The following is a 19772-nucleotide window of genomic DNA, read 5'->3' on the forward strand; positions in this document are numbered from 1 at the left end:
ATTTGTGCACAATACCGTTGCCGAATGAGTGACCCGACTTACCCGCGGCTGTTGTGGACAAAACGACCGCACATAGCCATTTTTTCGGAGTATGATTGTTTTCACATGCCTCATAAGAAAGACGATCCCTTGAACCGACAGTCGAAGGCCCGGGGCAGCCGCTCCCGTGAGCAAGTGATCTACGAGGACATCCATCGCGCGATTGCGGAGCGCCGCCTGTTGCCCGGGGCGAAACTTACGGAGGAAACGTTATGCGAAGTCTTCAAGGTAAGCCGCGCCCGGATAAGGAAGGTTCTTCTGCTTCTGGCCAAGGAAAATGTCGTTCGCCTCGAGCCCAACCGGGGAGCTTTTGTCTGGCGCCCCACGGTTCGCGATGCCAGGAACGTGCTGGATGCAAGGCGTGTCATCGAGCTTGAAACCATCAATGGCGCCATAGCCCACGCGACCGTCGAGAATTTTGCCGAAATGCGGCGCATCATCGCGGAGGAGAAGAAGGCGCTGGCGGACGGCGACTACTCGCGCTCCATGCGCCTGTCCGGCGAATTCCATATGGCGCTCGCCGCCAGCGCGCAAAATCCCATTCTCAGCGAGTTTCTCGCCGGCCTGATCTCGCGCTGCTATCTGATCCTGGCCACATACCAGAAGCGAGATGCCCAGGTCTGCCCGCAGACGGATCACGAGGATATCGTCACGCTGCTCGAGCAGCGTGACCTCATGGGCGCGCTGACAGCGCAGCGCCATCACTTCGACCATATCGAAAGCGAACTGGATCTTTCCGACAAGCAACCTGCAAGCTTGACTCTGAAGCAGATATTTGCGGGCGCATAGGCGAACTACAAAACTCCCTGTTGACATTATCTTTTCATATTGTGCACAATATGACGCGAGATAGTTCAACAGCGTTTTGGACGCATATGAAGAGCAGCCATGCCGGAGCTTCTAGATTGGTTGGGCATCCTTTTGCGATGGGGTCACGTGATGGCTGGCATCGCGTGGATCGGAACATCGTTCTATTTTAACTGGTTCGACCTTTCGGTCCGGCCTTCTCGCGATAGCCTGTTGAAGGAAAACGTCCGCGGCACGCTGCACGAGGTGCATGGCGGCAGTTTTTACTATCACGAGCAATATTGGCCTGACCGCGATGTCTCCCGGATGCTGGCGCATAGCGGCCCGGCACAGCTTACCCTGTTGACGGGCCTCGGGCTCATGTCCGTGTTCTACTGGTATGGCGCCGACGTCTACCTGATCGACCCGCGCGTAGCGATCTTGTCGAAGGCGCATGCCATCGCCCTGAGCGTCGGCGCGCTACTACTGGCTTGGCCGCTCTACGACAAGCTCTGCCGAAGCGTGCAGGACGACCGGGTGGTCTTCGCCTGGATGACTGTGGCGACAGCAGCGGCGGCGTGGCTTTTCAGCCACCTGTTCGGCGGCCGAGCCGCCTTCATACAAGTCGGCGCGATGCTCGGTTCGATCATGGTGCTCAGCGTGCATTTCGTGATTATCCCCAACCACATCGCCATGTTGCGCCAGATCCGGGCAGGTAAAAAGCTCGACACGAAGCATGGCGAGCGGGCCAAGCGCGTTTCGCAGCACAACAACTATTTCACCCTGCCTGTGATCTTCGCCATGCTGTCGATCCACTTCCCGCTGGCGACGGGACATCCGCTGAACTGGGTGATCCTGCTCCTCATGATGGGATTCGGCGTCACGCTGCGACATTGGCGGAATATGGTCCTCAAGAAAGAACGTTCGGACCGGCGGCTTCTGGCCTGCGCTTTCGCCATGCTGGCCGCGGCGGTCGGCGTATCGGAAATCGACCTGTCGACCGCGGCCGACACCCCCATGGCCACCACAGCGGTGCAATCCGACGCGCGGATCATGGCGGTCGTTCATGCGCGCTGCACGGCATGCCACTCCGAGCATCCCACCAACTCCACCTTCACGACGGCGCAAATTCAGTTCTGGGATCGATCAGCCTGAATGACATTATTTTCCCCGCCAACGACACGCCCTATCCCCGGGATATGGTTGGCTATGCCGACCGGACGCCGGCCCCGTGCTGGCCGAGAGGCGCCCGGCTGGCGGTCCAGTTCGTCGTCAACTACGAAGAAGGCGCGGAAAACAATATCCTTCACGGCGATAGCAAGTCGGAATCTTATTTGACCGAACTGGTCGGAACACAGCCATTGCTTCAGGCGCGAAGCCTGACGATGGAGTCGCTTTACGAATATGGCAGCCGGGTTGGCTTCTGGCGCCTGCTCAAGCTGTTTAATGACCGAGATCTCAAATTCACCGCCTTCGCGGTAGCCATGGCGCTGCGGCGCAATCCGCGCGTAGCACAGGCGCTTGCGGAAGGCGGGCACGAGGTCGCCAGCCATGGCTGGCGCTGGATCGACTACCACGACATGGACGAGGCGACCGAGCGCGAGCATATCCGGCTGTCGGTCGAGACGATCACCCAACTGACGGGCTCCCGCCCGCTGGGCTGGTACACCGGACGCATAAGCCCAAACACCCGTCGCCTCGTCGCCGAGGAAGGAGGCTTCCTCTACGATGCCGATTCTTATTCGGACGACATCCCTTATTGGGAATTGGCCGGCGGCAAACCTCAATTGATCGTGCCCTATACGCTCGATGTGAACGACATGAAGTTCGGCGCCGCGCAGGGGTTCAACTGCGGCGACCAGTTCCTCGCCTATCTCAAGGACAGCTTCGACTGTCTCTATGCCGAAGGCGGGAGCCAAGCCCGGATGCTATCGATCGGCCTGCATTGCAGGATCGCCGGAAAACCTGGCCGCATCCAGGCATTGTCACGCTTCCTCGATTATATCCAAGGCTTCGACGACATCTGGATTTGCCGGCGCCTGGACATCGCTCGCCACTGGCGCGAACGATTCCCGTTCGACCAAGCCGCCCTTGCATCGGTCGGGTAGCAAGATCGCACGCGGCCTCCAGGAGACAGAACAGAAAATGGGAGTAACGAACATGAAATTCAGCAAAGAACAGGACCTGACGTTTCTGAGATCCGCGATAGACGTGTCGCGCAGATCGCGCGGGCATGGCAATCACCCGTTCGGCTGCGTCCTGGTCGACGGCTCGGGAAAGGTCGTTCTGGAATCCGAGAACAGCTATACGACCGACAAGGGACCGGGGCATGCCGAGACCAATCTGGCACGCAAGGCGGCCACCTCGTTCGAGGAGGAGTACCTGCGAAGCTGCACGCTCTACACGTCGGTCGAACCGTGCTGCATGTGCTCCGGCACCGCCTATTGGGCCGGCCTTGGTGCCGTCGTTTTCGGAATGACCGAGGCCCGCCTGGGACAGTTGACGGGCGACCACCCTGAAAACCTGACAATGGACCTGCCTTGCCGCACCGTTTTCGAAGCCGGGCGCCGGCCGGTGGAAGTCCGCGGACCGTTCCCTGAACTCGAAGGCGAAATCCTGAAAGCCCATGAAGGCTTCTGGGACTGACATGAAGGCCTCGCCTGTCCCGGAGGATACCAGGGACAGGCAGTCGACCTGCTTCACAAGGAGGATAAAGTGAGCGCCGACGTGGGAGACCGTTCCAGGTCAAGGATACGTTTCGTGTTTGACGGCAAGATCCGCGAGCATGAAACGGTCGACACCACCATCACCGTTCTAGACTATCTGCGGACGATAGCCGGGAAGAAGGCAACGAAGGAAGGCTGTGCCGAAGGCGATTGCGGCGCATGCACCGTTGCGGTGGGCGAACTGGTGGACGGTCGCATGCACTATCGCGCGGTGAACAGTTGCATCCAGTTCCTGCCGATGCTCGACAGCAGGCATCTCATCACGCTGGAAGATCTCGCCCGCGACGGCGAGTTGCATCCGATCCAGGAAGCGATGATCGCGCGGGACGGGTCGCAATGCGGTTTCTGCACACCTGGCTTCGTCATGTCGATGTACGTCCTTTCGAAGGAAAAGCCGGTCCCGACCATTTGCGAAATAGAAGATGCGCTGGCAGGCAATCTGTGTCGCTGCACAGGATACGGGCCGATCATCGAGGCGGCCAGGGATAGATGCAAGGCAGCGCATGAGCGCAACCTTGCAACCGCCAGGACCGAAGACATGGACCAGCTCCGCGCGTTGCAGGCGGACGAGCGGCCGCTCTTCGTCAAGGCCGGCGACCGTAGCTTCCAGGCGCCGCGCTCGACCGAGCAATTGATCGCCTGCTTGAAAGAAAACCCGATGGCGACGATCGTGGCCGGCGCGACGGATATCGGCCTGTGGGTCACCAAACGCCATATGCGGCTCCAGCACATCATCTCAGTGGGCGAGGTTCGGGAATTGAAGCAGATCGTCGAGGAAACGGACCGCCTCGTCATCGGGGCCGCCGCAACCTATGACGAACTGCATGCCCCGCTGGAAGCGCACCACAAAGACCTCGGCGAGTTGGTCAGGCGGATCGGTTCGCAGCAGGTACGCAATCAGGCTACGATCGGCGGCAACATCGCAAACGGATCGCCGATCGGCGACGGCCCACCTGCCCTGATCGCTCTCGGCGCGATCCTTGTGCTCAACGGCATCGAGGGTCGGCGCGAACTTCCTCTCGAGGATTTCTTCGTCGCCTACGGCAAGCAGGACCGGAGCCCGGGAGAGTTCGTCGAAGCGGTTATCCTGCCAAAGCTGCGGCCAAACCAGAAATTCGCCGCCTACAAGATATCCAAGCGCTTCGACCAGGACATATCGGCGGTCTGCGGCGCCTTCGCCGTCAGCATCGCCAACGGGCTGGTGGACGATATCCGAATCTGTTTCGGCGGCATGGCGGCAACGCCCAAGAGGGCCTCGGCTTGCGAAGCGGCCATCGTCGGCCAGCCGTGGTCCGAGCTGACGATTGAAAAGGCGGTTGTGAAATTGGCCGCGGACTACGCACCCATGACGGACATGCGGGCCAGCTCGTCATATCGCAGCCGGGTCGCCGCAAATCTGCTTCGCAAGTTTCTCGTCGAAACCACGCAGGTCGATGCCGGCACGAGAATCATCGAAACGGTGAGGTCCCGCGACCATGCATGACGCCCGGCGACAGAACCCAACCGTCGACCGCATCCGAGGGGCGGTCCATGACAGGCTTCAGCACGAAAGCGCCCGCAAGCATGTGACCGGCGCGGCCGAGTATATCGACGATCTGAGGGAGCCCGCCGGAACAGTCCAGATCCTGCCTGTTCGCAGTCCCGTCGCGCATGGGCGCGTGATTGCCTGCGATCTCTCGGCGGTCGAGGCTGCTCCTGGCATCGTCTGTGTGCTGACAGCCAAAGACATACCGGGCACCAATGACTTCAGCCACGGCGGCACTGACGACGATCGTATCTTGTCGGACCAGCTCGTCGAATATGCCGGCCAGGTAATGTATGCCATTGTAGCGGAGGACATCCACTCGGCGCGGCAGGCCGCCAGGCTAGCCAAGGTGCAGTTCGAGGAATTGCCTGTCATTCTGGATGTCGATGAAGCCGTGCGGCAGGAATTCTTTTTGGCGCCGCTGCGGACGCTGGCACGCGGTGACAGTGCCGGCGCGCTCGCTAGCGCGCCCCACCGCCTCAAGGGTCGCGTCTCCAACGGTGCTCAGGAGCACTTCTACCTCGAAGGCCAGATCTCGCTTGCCGTCCCAGCGGAGGATGGCGCGGTAATGATCTACTGCTCCACCCAAGACCCGTCGGCCGTCCAGCATATCGTGTCCCGCGTACTGGGCGTCTCCTCGAGCCATGTCATCGTCGAGACCCGGCGCCTGGGCGGCGGCTTCGGCGGCAAGGAAACGATGGCGACGCATTTCGCCGCCATCGCCGCCCTGGTGACGCGCAAGACGGGACGGCCGGCAAAATGCCGCCTGGACCGCGACGACGACATGTATATCACCGGCAAGCGCCACGAATTCTTCGTCGACTACGATGTTGGGTTCGACGGCGACGGCTTGTTGCTCGGCGTCGAACTCGATTTCCATGCGCGGTGCGGCAATTCGCTGGATCAGTCCGTTCCGGTCCTGAACAGGGCGCTGTTTCACGCAGACAATTGCTATTATCTACCGAATGTCCGCTTTACCGGATACGCATGCAAGTCGCATACGGTAACCGCGGTCGCCTTTCGCGGCTTCGGCAGCCCGCAGGGCATGTTTGCGATCGAGCGCGTCGTCGACGCCGTTGCCTATCATCTGGGGCTCGACCCCCTGGAAGTCCGCAAGCGGAATTTCTACCGTGACGGGTATGACACGACGCCGTTCAACGCCGTCGTGAAGGACAACATCCTGCACAGGCTGATCCCTGAGCTCGAGGCTTCGTCGGACTATCACCAGCGCCGAGCCGAGGTCGCCCGGTTCAATGCGACCTCTCGCTATCTCAAAAAGGGCATTGCGCTGACGCCGATCAAGTACGGCATCGGTTTCGGGGTGAATTTTCTCAATCAGGCCGGAGCGCTTCTCCACGTCTATGAGGATGGATCGGTGATGCTCAATCACGGCGGCATCGAGATGGGCCAGGGCCTGTTTATGAAGGTCGCCCAAGTGGTGGCGCAGGAGCTTCAGATCGACGTCGACAACATCCGCGTAACCGCCACGTCGACCGACAAGGTACCGAACACGATGGCGACGGCGGCGTCCTCTGGAACGGACCTCAACGCCGCCGCCGCGCAGATCGCGGCAGCCAAGATCAGGAGGCGAATTACCGAGTTTGCCGCCAGCCATTTCAAGGTGGCGGAAGACCAGGTCGTCTTCATGCCGAACCGCATCCGTATCGGCAATCAGGATATGCCCTTCCGGGAGGTGATTCACCTCGCCTACATGAATCGTGTCGCGCTCTCGGCTTCGGGGCACTACAAGTCGCCACTCAACCAATATGACTCGATAGCGCTGACGGGACAGCCGCACAGATACTATGTCTACGGTGCCGCGGTTGCCGAAGTGATCGTCGAGACACTTACGGGCGAGAACAAGGTGACGCGCGTCGACATTCTTCATGACGTGGGGAAGTCGCTCAATCCGGCAATCGATTTCGGCCAGTTGGAAGGCGGCTTCATTCAGGGGATGGGCTGGATGACCACGGAAGAGATCGTCTGGGATCCAAAGGGCAGACTGACGACTCATGCCCCATCGACGTATAAAATCCCCGCCTGCAGCGACCGGCCACGCGACCTGCGCATGGCGTTCGCGGAATGGAGCGAGAACTCGGTGGAATCGGTCTATAAATCGAAAGCCATCGGCGAGCCTCCTCTATGCCTCGGTATCTCCGTCTTCTCCGCATTGTGCGATGCGGTCAGGCAGACTCACCCTGACAGACCTTGGCCGGGGATGAATGCGCCGGCCACTGCCGAGGCTATCTTGAACGCCATGGATCGGGCCGCCGAGTAGGTCGTTTCAACGCCATGGCCGGAACGAGCCTGGGTTGAGGCATGGAAGGTTTCGGTGCGCAAGGCCGCCTATCACAAGCAAAGCAAGGTCGCCTGCGCCGCCCAGCTGCCGCGCGCCACATAAAGCCGGAGCCAAGAGGATAGCGATAATTAATTAACCCCGGCAAATGTTCAGATTTTGCACTGCGACAGGAGGAGGATGATAAGCCCTAGCCGGGCACTCAAACGGTGTCCCGAATACCTCCGCGTTCCAAGTCCAAAGCGGCGCCCGGGATGCACTGCACCTGGGAAAATCCGTCCATTGCGGGAGCTTCGCGACCTTCGATCGCAAGCTCGTCAAGGCCGCGAAGGCGGCGGGACATGAAAGCGTGCAAGAAGCATAGCGCCAGTTATACGCATTCCAACCCCAACGGATATGGAATCACTCAGCGCCTTCGTCTCGGCTTCTCCAGCAGCGCCACCGCCTCGACATGCGGCGACCACAGGAACTGGTCGATCGGCGTCACGCTTTTCAAAGTGTAGCCACCATCAAGCAGGATGCGCAAATCTCGCGCCAGCGTCACCGGATTGCAGGATACCGCAGCGACAAGCGGAACATCCGAGCGGGCGATCTGCTTCGACTGGTCCTCGGCGCCAGCACGAGGCGGGTCGAACACAAGACCATCGAAGGCATTCAACTCCTTGAAGGTGAGCGGCCGGCGGAACAGGTCTCGGCGTTCGCCAGTCACCCGCTTCAGTCCTGTCGCGAAGCGTGATCCCCGGTCAAGCGCCGAAAGGGCGGCCGCGTCGCCTTCGACGGCATGGACTTCCGACTTCGCCGCAAGCCGCAGGGCAAAGCTGCCGCAGCCGGCGAAAAGGTCGGTGATCTTCTTGGCACGCTTCAGATGCCCGCTGACGATATCGGCCATGGTCTGCTCGGCGGCCTCGGTCGCCTGCAGGAAGGCGCCAGGCGGCACGGCGACAGCGACGCTGCCGAACATGACCACCGGCTTCCTTGGTTCGATGATGATCTCGTCATCTATGGACAGCCTGGCAAAGCCTTGCGCGATGACAAAATTGGCCGCGATGCGGCGCTGATGTTCGCCGAGCTTGCCGGATTCATGCACCGCGATATCAAGGCCCGAGCCAGTCACGGTGACGGCCAGCCGAAACGATTTGGTGGTGGCGCATACCAACTCGGCCAGCGCTTTCAGCTGACCCAGCGCGCTGACGATCTCGGGTAGCGAGATCGGGCATTCCGATATGGAAATGATTTCCGGCGACAGGTGGCGATTGAAGCCGAGCACCATGCCTGTTTCGGCGCGCCGAGCGGCAAGCACGACACGGCGGCGCGTGTGCGGTGCACAGGCGACCAGCTCGCCGACCTCGCAGTCGATGCCCTTCAAGGCGTGTACCACCTTGTCGCGTTTCCACTGGCGATAGGCATCGGCCTCGAGATGCTGGAGCGCGCAACCGCCACATTCCGTGAAATGGCGGCACGCGGGGTCGACGCGCAGCGACGAGGCCTCCAGCACAGCCATCAGCATGGCGCGGTCCCTTTCGCGTGCTGCGGTGACGACCTCGCCGGGCAGCGTGAAGGGAATGAACAGATCACCGCTCTCCGTCTCGGCTATGCCGTCGCCCTGGGAGCCAAGTTTCCTGATGGTGAAGCGTGCGCTCATCGATCCTTGATCCCACCCAGCAGGAATTCGCGATTACCGTCACCGCCTTCGATGGGTGACAGGTGCAGCCCGAGCGAACGCCAGCCGGGAACGGCGTCCAGCCAGTCCTGCAGCAGGCCAGCGACACGGGCGGCATCATAGGGATCCTGCAACAGGCCGCCCTTGCCTATCGCTTCCCTGCCCGCCTCGAATTGCGGCTTGACCAGGAATACGGCACCCGCACCGGCCCCGGCGATGGCGAGCGCCGGCGGCAGCGCCAGTTTCAGCGAGATGAAGCTCACATCCGAAACGATGAAGTCAGGAATGCGATCGCCGAGATCGGCGACTGTGAGATCGCGCGCGTTCAACCCTTCGATGACCGTCACGCGCGGATCAACGCCAATATCGGGATGCATCTGCCCATGGCCAACATCGAGAGCCGTGACATGGGAAGCGCCGCGTTCGAGCAAGACCTGGGTGAACCCGCCAGTCGAGGCGCCGATGTCGAGCGCCTCACGGCCAGCCGGACCGAGGCCGAAATGGTCGAGCCCCGCGATCAGCTTGAGCGCCGCACGTGAAACGTAGCCCTGGGCCGGGTCATCGACCGCAATGATGCATTGGCGCTGGACGGTCTGACCGGGCTTGCGGGCAAGGACGCCATCAACCGTCACCGTGCCACGTTCCACCGCGTCACGGGCACGCGAGCGGCTGGCAAACAAGCCGCGCTCGACGAGGAGTTCGTCGAGCCGCTGGCGTGTGCTGGCTGGCTGCGGGGAGTTCATGACCTTCATTGGCGAAAGCCGGCGGCGAAGGCAAGGACATTGAGGCGTGACAAGGATATCGATCCAAAACGGGCGAACGCATCAGACCGCTGCTGAGCATGTTGAATATCGCTAGGGGTCGGGCACAATGTCCGGGGACGGGATGCCGTTTGCAGTTGGTAGGGAGGCAGGATGCTGACAGGACGCTGTCATTGTGGTGCTGCTCACTGGACGCTGGAGGGTGATCCCGGGTCGATCACGGCCTGCAATTGCACGCTTTGCAGTCGCTACGGCGCGCTCTGGGCTTACGACTATGTCGACGAACGTATCCGCGTTGCGGGACCGATGAGCGTCTATAGGCGCGCCGGAAAGGATGCTCCTTCGCTTGAGATCCTGTTCTGTCCGACATGCGGCTGCGTCCTGGCCTGGCGTGGTTTGCGCGCAAGTTCCACCGGCCGGACCCGGATAGCCGTCAATATCAGGCTTGCGCCGCCCGAGGCCGTCGCCGACCTTGCGATCGACCATTTCGATGGCCTTGAGACATTCGAGGACCTGCCGAGTGACGGCCGGTGCGTGCGCGACATGTGGTTCTAGAGCGGTTCATCGTTTCACGGAAACGCAGAACAGCTCTTTCTCTTTGTTTTAACGCAATTTCAGACGGAAAACCGCTACGCACTTTTCCTGTAATTGCTCTAGAAAATCGTCCGCGAAACCTGACGCTCGACGGCCGGCATCAGACCGTCATTGCCATTGCCGGAAGCTTCCTTGTGCGGCTCGGCCGCGGCGGGCATTGCTGGCTGCGGCGTGGCATCCGGCAGGACCACCAGTTGAGGCGCTTGCTTGTAGGAGAAGCCACCACGGATGCCGCCGATCTTGCCGGCGACAATGTCCTTCACCGCCTTTTCGAGGTTGCGGTCATAGCGCGTTTCGGCCCCTGCCGGTGCGCCAACAGCCAGCAAGAAGGCCATGGCGCCCAGAAACGTCTTCATTCTCGCTGTCTCCCTGCCTGGGCGTTTTTTAGCAGGGCGCCGTTGAAAACGGCCAAGAGACACGGTAAGCAAAACGCCAAAAGTCAGCGTTAACAATAGGTTAATAAATCAAGTAGGCAAACTGATTCAAACCCTTCAGGCTTTGAGTCAGGCGCGCTGTGCGCGGACCGCGTGTCCGAGCGCGGTGAATACGGTGCGCACGATGCCGGCGGCATCCAGTCCCGCATCGGCATACATCTTCTCGGGCTTGGCGTGGTCGGTGAATGCGTCGGGCAGCACCAGCGGGCGCACTTTCAAGCCGCTTTCCAGCAGTCCGTCATGGGCGAGGAACTGCAGCACGTGGCTGGCGAAGCCGCCGACCGCGCCCTCCTCCACCGTGACCAGAACCTCGTGCGAGCGAGCCAGCCGCCGGATCAGATCCTCGTCGAGCGGCTTGGCGAAACGAGCGTCGGCGACCGTGGTGGAAAGCCCCGCCGCGCCAAGTTCTTCGGCGGCCATGAGGCAATCCTGCAACCGCGTACCGAAGGACAGCAAGGCAACCTTGGTGCCCTCCCTGACGATCCGGCCCTTGCCGATCTCGAGAACCGAGCCACGTTCCGGCATGTCGACGCCGACGCCGTTGCCGCGCGGATAACGGAAGGCAATCGGACCATCATCGTAGCTTGCCGCCGTGCGCACCATGTGGCGAAGCTCAGCCTCGTCCGCCGCCGCCATGACGACAAAACCGGGCAGCGTCGCCAGGAAGGTCGTGTCGAAAGCGCCGCAATGAGTGGCACCATCGGCGCCAACGAAGCCGGCGCGATCGATGGGGAAACGCACCGGCAGCTTCTGGATCGCAACGTCGTGGACGACCTGGTCGTAAGCGCGCTGCAGGAAGGTCGAATAGATGGCGGCAAAGGGCTTGTAGCCTTCCGTGGCGAGACCTGCGGCGAAGGTCACCGCATGCTGCTCGGCAATGCCGACATCGAAGGTCCTTGACGGGAATGCTTCACCGAACAGGTCGAGTCCGGTGCCGCTGGGCATGGCTGCGGTGACGGCGACGATACGATCGTCCTCACGAGCTTCCCGGATCAGGCTTTCAGCGAAGACCTTGGTGTAGGCCGGCGCGTTGGCAGGCGCCTTGGCCTGCGCGCCGGTGATGACATCGAACTTGTTGACGCCGTGATACTTGTCGGCGGCGGCTTCCGCCGGCGCGTAACCCTTGCCCTTCTGGGTGACGACATGGATCAGCACCGGGCCCTTGCCATTGTCGCGCACGTTCTTCAGCACCGGGATAAGGTGCTCCAGATTGTGACCGTCGATCGGCCCGATATGACAAAAACCCAGTTCCTCGAACAGCGTGCCGCCCGTGACGTAGCCGCGTGCATGCTCGACCGCCCGGGTGATGGCGCGATCGGCGCGTTTGCCGAGATAGGAGGTCAGCTTCTTGCTGAAATCGCGGAGACCGACATAGGTCTTGCCCGATGCCAGGCGCGCCAGATAGGCGCTCATGGCGCCGGTCGGCGGTGCGATCGACATGTCGTTGTCGTTGAGGATAACGATCAGGCGGGCGTCGAGCGCGCCTGCATTGTTCATCGCTTCATACGCCATCCCGGCCGACATTGAGCCGTCGCCGATGATGGCGATGACGTTGTTGCGCCCGCCCGAGAGGTCGCGGGCGACGGCCATGCCGAGGCCGGCGGAGATCGAGGTCGATGAATGCGCCGCACCGAAGGGATCATATTCGCTCTCGACGCGCCGGGTGAAGCCGGACAGGCCCCCTTCCTGTCGCAGCGTGCGGATACGATCGCGGCGGCCGGTCAGGATCTTGTGCGGATAGGCCTGATGGCCGACGTCCCAGATCAGCCGGTCGTCCGGCGTGTTGAAGACATAATGCAGCGCAACCGTCAGTTCGACCACGCCAAGGCCCGCGCCGAGATGCCCGCCGGTGAGAGAAACCGCGTCGATCAGCTCGGCGCGAAGCTCGGATGCCAATTGCGGCAGATCGTTCTCGGCAAGCGTGCGCAGGTCGGCCGGAATGCGGACCTTGTCGAGAAGCGGCGTATGCGGGGTTGCGTTCACGGGTGCTCAGGCTTTCTGTTCATCGGCCGGATAGGCCGCCGGCTGGCGAAAGTAAATGCGTGTCAGTGACGCGGATCAGCCGTGGCCCTAGCCTTCCGGCAACGGAATGAATTCTTTCTCGTCCCCAGGAACGATATCGAAACGACCCGTCTTCCATTCTTCCTTTGCCTGCTCGATGCGTTCCTTTGACGATGACACAAAATTCCACCAGATGTAGCGCTTCGAGCCGAGCGAGGCGCCGCCAAACAGCATGAAATGCGCCCCGCGTTCCGACGAAACGACGATCTCGTCACCGGGCCGGAACACCAACAGGCGTTCCGCGGGAAAAACGTCGCCGGAAATCGAGACGTCGCCTTCCAGCGTATAGATGGCGCGCTCCTCGGCATCGGCCGGGATTTGCACCTTGGCTGCGGGTGCAAGCCGAAGGTCGGCATAGAGCGTGTCGGAGGCCGTCTTGACCGGCGACCGTAGCCCGGCGAAGTCGCCGATGACAACGCGTCCGCCGACGCCTTCGGTGCCGATCTCTGGAAGGCGCGAGGCAGCGGTGTTCTCGAAAACCGGCGCCACCTCTTCCTTGTCGTCCGGCAGCGCCAGCCATGTCTGCAGGCCGGAGATCGACATCGGTGCGCCGCGCAGTTCTTCCGGCGTGCGCTCGGAATGAACGATGCCGCGCCCGGCGGTCATCAGGTTCACGTCACCAGGTTTGATCACCATTTCGGTGCCGAGTGAATCGCGATGCCTAATCTTGCCGTCGAACAGATAGGTCACCGTCGACAGGCCGATATGTGGGTGCGGACGGACATCGAGCGCGTGGCCGGCCCGCAGGATCGCCGGGCCCATGCGATCGAAGAAGATGAAGGGACCGACCAGCCGCCTTTTGGCGGTCGGCAGAGCGCGGCGCACCTCAAAGCCGCCAATGTCCTTGGCGTTCGGGATCACCATCAGTTCGATCTGATCGCTGGCAAAGGCATCGCCGGCTTCTGGGTCTTTTCCGGGGAAGAAGCTCATGAACTCTCCTTGTCGGCGGTCAAGGGCCGCGTTGGCCGCTTTCAGGCAAAACGGATCGCCGCCTTTGCCCGCAGTTTGGCCGCCACTTCTTCACGGTTGCGCGGATGCTGATTGGTTTCAAGGGAATCGAGAAGCTCGCGCGCGGATGCGGCGATTGCTTCGACCGCATGGTCGAACGCGTGCTGGTTCTGCTTCGAGGGCCGCGTCGTTCCGCTCAGCTTGCGGACGAACTGGAGCGCCGCGTCGTGCACTTCGTCATGGGTTGCCGGCGGGTCAAAATTGAACAGGGTCTTGATGTTTCTGCACATCGTTTCCGAACCTCCTCTCGTCCTGGGGCCATTTCAATCGGGACGAATTCTATCCTCGATCATGATCATGTCCAAAAACCGATGAGGCGAGGCCGTGGCCCAGACGCGCCTCAATCCGCATCGAGCGGTTCAACACCAACGGGCTTTCCGTCGCGCGAAAGCCTGATCTTCTCGACCTTATCCTCGGCGGCCTTCAGCAAGCGGTCGCAGTGCAGCTTCAGGGCCTCGCCACGCTCGTAAATCTTGATCGACTGATCGAGCGGCACGTCACCACGCTCCAGATCATCAACGATCTTCTCCAGCGCGTCGAGAGCCTGCTCGAAGCTCATCGCCTTGACGTCTTCGTTGGTCTCACCAGCCATGGTCTATCCTTTCATCAGTCGCCCGACATGGGCGGCGACCGAAAATGCCAATCCCTGCAGATCGTAGCCGCCCTCGAGCAGGCTGACGAGCCGGTTGCCGCTGTGGCGCCCGGCGCGCTCAAGCAACTGGCCGGTCGCCCAGTCGAAATCATCCTCGGTCAGGTTGATCTCGGCCAGCGGGTCGCGGTGATGCGCGTCGAAACCGGCGGAGATAATGATCAGATCAGGCGCGAAACTATCGAGGGCCGGCAGGACGCGCGACAGGAAGGCGTCGCGAAAAACCTCGCTGCCGGTCTGCGGCCCCAGCGGCGCGTTGACGATATTGCCGGCACCGGTTTCGTTCTTCGCTCCGGTACCGGGATAAAGCGGCATCTGGTGCGTGGAACAGTAGAGCACGGACGGGTCGTCCCAGAAAATGTCCTGCGTGCCATTGCCGTGATGCACGTCCCAGTCGACCACGGCGACGCGTTCGGCGCCATGTTTCTTCTGCGCATAGCGCGCGGCGATTGCCGCAGTGTTGAATAGGCAGAAGCCCATGGCTGTCGTCTTCTCGGCATGGTGGCCGGGTGGCCGCGCGGCGACGAAGACATTGTCGGCACGGCCTTCGAAAACGTCGTCGACAGCGGCATTGGCCGCACCGATCGCCGTGATCACCGCCTGCCAGCTCTTCGGGCTGGCCATGGTATCCGCATCGATGCGAGCGATGCCCTCGTCGGGAATGGCGGCTCGGACGCGTGCAACGAAATCGGCGGGATGCGCATAGAGAATGGTGGCTTCGTCGCCTTCCGACGCCTTTACCCGGTCCAGCGCGGCAAAGGGCTCGTCATCGAGCACGCGTTCGATCGCGCGCAACCGATCGGGCCGCTCGGGATGACCGGGCGGCGTCAAGTGCTCGAGGAAGATCGGGTGGGTATAGAGCCTTGTGACCATGTCCCGATATAGGCGCGCCCGGCCACTTTGACCATGTTTTCGCTGATCGAAAGGGCGACATTCAACAGGGTTTAGAGGCTGGCAACAGGGTTAGGTACTGGGTCTAGGCTCGGTCCAGCGCGAGCCGCCGAAGGAAGCCCGCGCCTTGTCCTTGAGGTCCCTGAATTTCGAGGACACCTCGGCCAGCTTCCGGTCCCAGTCGGGATTGGGCGCCTGGCCTTCGATAGCCTTGAAATAGACCTGCATCAGGCAGGCGATGGCGAAGGGTTCGATGAATGCCGCCTTGAAGGCCCAGGCAAAGACGATGGCGAGCACGAAGGCCCAGCCGGCGAGTTGCCCGGGCATCAGAAAAAGAATGGCGCCGGCCGGCGCCAGCATCAGCAGAAAGATGACGAAGGACACGCCCCACATGATGACGGACAGCCAGACGGCATTCTTGACCATGGCCTTGCCATTCTGGGCGTAGAGAACGACGCCTTGCCGCGCGGTCTCGAAGGGCGAGGAGGAATTGATGCGGATGTTGTAGCCTAGGATGATCTCATCGACATAGGTCAGCGACAGGCGGATCACCGCGTTGATGAAGCTGACAAGGCCACTCAGGCCGGGAATGGGCAGGAAAGCGGCAATGCCGCCGATCAGGCCGGTGACGGCACGGATGGCGCCCTTGACCAACTGGTCGACGATGAAAAGAGTGCTGGCTTCGGCAAAGCGGTGAGTGACGACCTCCTTGGCATAGGCAATCTGGCTCTGCCCATCGGGGACATCCTGGCCGTCGATCAGATGCACCATGACCGCGATATGGCCGGCCTTGACGATGTAGAGGATGTATTCGCGAATCCAGTAGACGGCGATGGAGACGAGACCGAAACCGACCACGCCACCCCACATGGCAAACGACAATGGGCCGTCAGGGTCGGTGGAGATATGGCCAACGCCATAGCCGACACTGGCACCGGTACCGGTCGCCACGATGTAGGCCAGCGTGATGCCGAAATAGACGATCATGCGAAAGACGATGAAGGGCCATGTCCGCACCATGATGGACACAGACCTGCCGATCTCGAAATCCCACATGCCCCGAATCTCCCCTCAGAGATGGCTGAGGAGGATGCGCTCAAACCGGCTATTGTCAATCGTGGGCAGTGGGCGCTGGACCGCGGTGGGAATGTCAGTCCGGCTGCGAACCCGGCTTTTTGAGCAAGCCTTCGAGCAGTTGCTTGAACGCAGCCACCACCTTTTTCGAGGTCGCTTCAGGGTCCTTCGAATTGGCGATCCGCTGCGACGCCTGGCTGCTCGCCCCGTTGATCAGCCGCGCGGCGGTTTCGGGGTCAAGGCTGGCGACGACCACCCCCCCGTCCTGCAGCGTGGCCAGATGATCGGCCATTGAAGCGACGCATGCATTGGCATTCGGCCATTGCGCGGGATCTCCCAGCACGGCCGGGCCGTCCCGGAACATGATGCGCTGGATTTCCGGTTCCAGCGCCATCTCGATGTAGGTTGTGCATTCGTCAACGAAGCGCTGCCAGCGGGTCGGCGCTCTCGACGCGACCTCGTTCACCCGAGCAGCCATCTCGCCGTCGATCTCGGCGATCACCGCCTGCAGCAGGCCTTTCTTGTCACCGAAGTGATGATAGAGCGCGCCGCGCGTCAGTCCGGCCGACGCGGTGAAATCATCCATCGAGGCTGCGGCATAGCCGGTCGTGCCGAAAGCATGACGGGCGGCGGCGATAAGCTTCGCGCGCGTCTCGGCTATCATCTCCTTGCGAGGCTTGTGCATGGCTTCTGGCCCTATCTACATACGCCGCGTATGCCAATTGACATACGAAGCGTATGAACTATCTGACATTTATACGCTTCGTATGTAATTGTCGAACCTCTCTTTGTCGAGGAACCCCATGCAAAACCCCTGCTCGGAAATCTTTCGCGCTCCCGGAGCCAAAGGCTTTGCGGCCGCGGGCTTCATGGCGCGCCTGCCGATTGCCATGGCTCCAATCGGGATCGTGGCGATGCTGTCGCAGACGCGTGGCGAATACTGGCTTGCCGGCGCCGTCTCCGCGACATTCGCGCTGGCCAACGCATTCGTCGCGCCGCAGACGTCAAGGCTGGTGGATCGCCTCGGGCAGACACGCATCGTCGTGCCCACCACCATCATCTCCGTGCTGGCTTTCGCGGTTCTGATCGTCGCGGCCAATCAGGATTGGCCGGTGTGGACATTGTTCCTGTCGGCGCTGCTGGCCGCGGCCATGCCCAGCATGCCCGCAATGGTGCGCGCGCGCTGGACCGAGATTTTCCGGGGACGGCCGGAGATGAACACCGCGTTCGCCTTCGAGTCGGCGGCGGACGAACTGGTCTATATTGCCGGGGCATCGCTGTCGGTGGGCTTGAGTGCCGCTCTGTTTCCGGAAGCGGGAATGCTGGCGAGCACATTGTTCCTCGCCTTCGGTTCGACAGCCTTCATCCTGCAGCGCTCGAGCGAGCCGCAAGTGCGGTCGGCGGAACATCGCTCGCGCGGCTCGGCAATCCGCCTGCGGCCGGTTCAGATCATCACCTTCGCCCTGATCTTCATCGGTGCGACCTTCGCGACCACGGAAGTGAGCACCGTGGCGCTCACCAAGGAGCTTAGCCAGCCGAGCGCCGCAAGCCTCGTCATCGGCGTCTATGCGCTGGGATCGTTCGTCCTCGGCATCATTGTCGGCGCGCTCAACCTGAAGGCACCGCTACAACGCCAGCTCGCGATCGCGGTCGCCATCATCGCACTCACCGCATTGCTGCCGCTCCTCGCCGACACCGTGCCCCTGCTGGCGCTGACAGTCTTCATCAGCGGCGTGGCGATCTCGCCGACCTTCATCACGGCGTTCGGCCTGATCGAGCGGCATGTGCCGGAGGCGATGCTGACCGAGGGCATCACCTGGGTAACCACCGGCATTGGCATCGGCATGGCGCTGGGCTCGTTCGCCGCCGGCGCGGTGGTGGACGCGTTCGGCGCGCAGAACGGGTTCTGGCTATCGGTGGCGTCTGGTGCCACCGCACTGGTTACGGTCCTGCTTGGCCAGCGCAGCCTTGCCGCCCGCAAAGACGATCCGAGCGGCAGCGAAGCAGCCGTCGTTCCCGCCTAATAGCGCATAAAGCGCCCGGTTCGAATAGACCAGGCGCTTTTCGCGGTTACGTTCAGAGAATCTCGGTCTTGGCGATATGAATGCCAAACCCTTCGAGGCCGACATAGTGACGTTCGCGCGAGGCGATCAGGTTGATCGAGGAAATGCCGAGATCCTTCAGAATCTGGGCGCCAAGCCCGATTTCGCGCCACTCATTCTCCCGGCGTTGGGCTTCTTCATGATCCTCGCGGTCACCGGAAACGGGGCGCTTGCGCTCCTGGTGGGCAACGCCGACTGAGCCCTCGCGCAGATAGACGATGACGCCACGCTTGCGCTCGCCCATGGCTTTCATGACGCCGTCCAGCCTGTGGCTGGTGCCGAAGACGTCGGTCACGACATCTTCCGAGTGCAGGCGCACCGGCACGTCCTCGCCGTCGCGGATGTCGCCGAAGACAATGGCGACATGATGCATCGAGTCCCAAGGCAGCGTGTAGGTGAAGACTTGTGCCTTGCCGCCAAGCGTATCGATTTCAGAGCAAGCCACGCGCTCGACCAGCGTTTCCTTGCGTTGGCGGTAGGCGATGAGATCGGCGACAGAAACCTGCTTGAGACCGTGCTCTTCGGCGAAGGCCGCGACTTGCGGGCCGCGCTTGACGGTGCCGTCGTCATTGACCAGTTCGGAAATGACGCCGACCGGCGGCAGGCCGGCGAGCTTGCACAGATCGACAGCCGCCTCGGTATGGCCCGAGCGCATCAGCACGCCGCCCTCGCGCGCGATCAGCGGAAAGATATGGCCAGGGCGGACAAAGTCGGCGCCGCCGACATTGCCGTTGGCGAGATTGCGAACGGTCAGCGTGCGGTCCTCGGCCGAAATGCCCGTCGTGGTGCCGTGCTTGAAATCGACGCTGACGGTGAAGGCCGTGGTGTGGGCCGAATCATTGTCGGCGACCATCGGCGAAAGGTTGAGGCGCTTGGCCTCCTCACGCGGCATCGGCGTGCAGACGATGCCGGAGGTGTGGCGCACGATGAACGCCATCTTCTCCGGCGTGCAATGCACGGCGGCAACGATCAGGTCGCCCTCGTTTTCGCGCCCATCATCGTCCATGACGACGACGATTTCGCCGCGCTCGAAGGCACGCAGGGCTTCGACGATTTTCTTCTGATCGTAGGGCATGGAACGCTCGCTTCGCTCACGGAATAGGGGAGTAAGGGAATAGGGCAGTACGGGAGTAGGGAAAAGGAAAAACCGGCTGTCTCGGCGGGTA

At 61.8% G+C, this 19772-nt stretch carries 19 protein-coding genes; 8 read left to right on the forward strand and 11 right to left on the reverse strand.

Annotated elements, in window-relative coordinates:
- The first annotated feature begins 24 nt into the window (after nucleotides 1–24).
- From LGH82_RS10985 to xdhB, 6 genes are all read left to right on the forward strand, one after another.
- Nucleotides 25–828 (forward strand): GntR family transcriptional regulator, encoded by an 804-nt coding sequence (locus tag LGH82_RS10985; protein WP_227348504.1) that lies wholly within the window; start codon nucleotides 25–27, stop codon nucleotides 826–828.
- Nucleotides 829–927: 99 nt separating this feature from the next.
- Nucleotides 928–1980 carry a urate hydroxylase PuuD gene (locus LGH82_RS10990; protein WP_227348505.1) on the forward strand — a complete coding sequence of 351 codons (1053 nt, stop codon included), beginning with the start codon at nucleotides 928–930 and terminating at the stop codon, nucleotides 1978–1980.
- A gap of 44 nt (nucleotides 1981–2024) precedes the next feature.
- Nucleotides 2025–2933, forward strand: a complete 909-nt coding sequence (gene puuE / locus LGH82_RS10995; protein ID WP_227348506.1) for an allantoinase PuuE — start codon at nucleotides 2025–2027, stop codon at nucleotides 2931–2933.
- Between the two features lie 52 nt (nucleotides 2934–2985).
- Nucleotides 2986–3471 (forward strand): nucleoside deaminase, encoded by a 486-nt coding sequence (locus LGH82_RS11000; RefSeq protein WP_227348507.1) that lies wholly within the window; start codon nucleotides 2986–2988, stop codon nucleotides 3469–3471.
- 69 nt (nucleotides 3472–3540) lie between these two features.
- Complete coding sequence (gene xdhA, locus LGH82_RS11005) at nucleotides 3541–5034, forward strand: xanthine dehydrogenase small subunit (RefSeq protein ID WP_227348508.1); 1494 nt, start codon at nucleotides 3541–3543, stop codon at nucleotides 5032–5034.
- Nucleotides 5027–7354, forward strand: coding sequence for a xanthine dehydrogenase molybdopterin binding subunit (gene xdhB, locus LGH82_RS11010; protein WP_227348509.1), 2328 nt, complete (start codon nucleotides 5027–5029; stop codon nucleotides 7352–7354). The genes xdhA and xdhB overlap by 8 nt, the downstream gene beginning before the upstream one ends.
- Nucleotides 7355–7778: 424 nt before the next feature.
- Here xdhB and LGH82_RS11020 read toward each other — a convergent pair whose 3' ends face one another.
- Nucleotides 7779–9014 (reverse strand): class I SAM-dependent RNA methyltransferase, encoded by a 1236-nt coding sequence (locus LGH82_RS11020; RefSeq protein WP_227348510.1) that lies wholly within the window; start codon nucleotides 9012–9014, stop codon nucleotides 7779–7781.
- Nucleotides 9011–9775: a TlyA family RNA methyltransferase gene (locus LGH82_RS11025; RefSeq protein ID WP_227348511.1), complete on the reverse strand. Its 765-nt coding sequence runs from the start codon at nucleotides 9773–9775 to the stop codon at nucleotides 9011–9013. The genes LGH82_RS11020 and LGH82_RS11025 overlap by 4 nt, the downstream gene beginning before the upstream one ends.
- A 171-nt stretch (nucleotides 9776–9946) precedes the next feature.
- Here LGH82_RS11025 and LGH82_RS11030 point away from each other — a divergent pair, with 171 nt between their 5' ends.
- Nucleotides 9947–10348 carry a GFA family protein gene (locus tag LGH82_RS11030; protein ID WP_227348512.1) on the forward strand — a complete coding sequence of 134 codons (402 nt, stop codon included), beginning with the start codon at nucleotides 9947–9949 and terminating at the stop codon, nucleotides 10346–10348.
- 98 nt (nucleotides 10349–10446) lie between these two features.
- On the opposite strand, the gene LGH82_RS11035 is transcribed toward LGH82_RS11030, so the two are convergent.
- The 8 genes from LGH82_RS11035 to LGH82_RS11070 all read right to left on the reverse strand — a co-directional run bounded on the left by LGH82_RS11035 (nucleotide 10447) and on the right by LGH82_RS11070 (nucleotide 17189).
- Nucleotides 10447–10743 (reverse strand): hypothetical protein, encoded by a 297-nt coding sequence (locus tag LGH82_RS11035; RefSeq protein WP_227348513.1) that lies wholly within the window; start codon nucleotides 10741–10743, stop codon nucleotides 10447–10449.
- 147 nt (nucleotides 10744–10890) lie between these two features.
- Entirely contained in the window at nucleotides 10891–12804 is a 1914-nt protein-coding gene (gene dxs, locus LGH82_RS11040) for a 1-deoxy-D-xylulose-5-phosphate synthase (protein ID WP_227348514.1), read from the reverse strand.
- 87 nt (nucleotides 12805–12891) lie between these two features.
- Entirely contained in the window at nucleotides 12892–13812 is a 921-nt protein-coding gene (locus LGH82_RS11045) for a pirin family protein (protein ID WP_227348515.1), read from the reverse strand.
- Between the two features lie 41 nt (nucleotides 13813–13853).
- Complete coding sequence (locus tag LGH82_RS11050; protein WP_227348516.1) at nucleotides 13854–14120, reverse strand: DUF2277 domain-containing protein; 267 nt, start codon at nucleotides 14118–14120, stop codon at nucleotides 13854–13856.
- Nucleotides 14121–14230: 110 nt separating this feature from the next.
- On the reverse strand, nucleotides 14231–14482 hold the full coding sequence (locus tag LGH82_RS11055; RefSeq protein ID WP_227348517.1) for an exodeoxyribonuclease VII small subunit: 252 nt from the start codon (nucleotides 14480–14482) through the stop codon (nucleotides 14231–14233).
- 3 nt (nucleotides 14483–14485) lie between these two features.
- Nucleotides 14486–15412, reverse strand: coding sequence for a histone deacetylase family protein (locus LGH82_RS11060; protein ID WP_227348518.1), 927 nt, complete (start codon nucleotides 15410–15412; stop codon nucleotides 14486–14488).
- A gap of 90 nt (nucleotides 15413–15502) precedes the next feature.
- Nucleotides 15503–16486 (reverse strand): hypothetical protein, encoded by a 984-nt coding sequence (locus tag LGH82_RS11065; protein ID WP_227348519.1) that lies wholly within the window; start codon nucleotides 16484–16486, stop codon nucleotides 15503–15505.
- A 94-nt stretch (nucleotides 16487–16580) separates the two neighbouring features.
- Nucleotides 16581–17189 carry a TetR/AcrR family transcriptional regulator gene (locus tag LGH82_RS11070; RefSeq protein ID WP_227348520.1) on the reverse strand — a complete coding sequence of 203 codons (609 nt, stop codon included), beginning with the start codon at nucleotides 17187–17189 and terminating at the stop codon, nucleotides 16581–16583.
- A gap of 118 nt (nucleotides 17190–17307) precedes the next feature.
- Between LGH82_RS11070 and LGH82_RS11075 the strand changes: the two genes are divergently transcribed.
- Nucleotides 17308–18528, forward strand: coding sequence for an MFS transporter (locus LGH82_RS11075; RefSeq protein WP_227348521.1), 1221 nt, complete (start codon nucleotides 17308–17310; stop codon nucleotides 18526–18528).
- Nucleotides 18529–18580: 52 nt separating this feature from the next.
- Here the strand turns inward: LGH82_RS11075 and ribB are convergent, their stop codons facing one another.
- The gene (ribB, locus tag LGH82_RS11080) at nucleotides 18581–19681 is read right to left on the reverse strand and encodes a 3,4-dihydroxy-2-butanone-4-phosphate synthase (protein WP_227348522.1); all 1101 of its coding nucleotides are present in this window, start codon (nucleotides 19679–19681) and stop codon (nucleotides 18581–18583) included.
- Nucleotides 19682–19772 lie beyond the last annotated feature (91 nt).

This window comes from Mesorhizobium sp. PAMC28654 (assembly GCF_020616515.1).
Classification (GTDB): domain Bacteria; phylum Pseudomonadota; class Alphaproteobacteria; order Rhizobiales; family Rhizobiaceae; genus Mesorhizobium.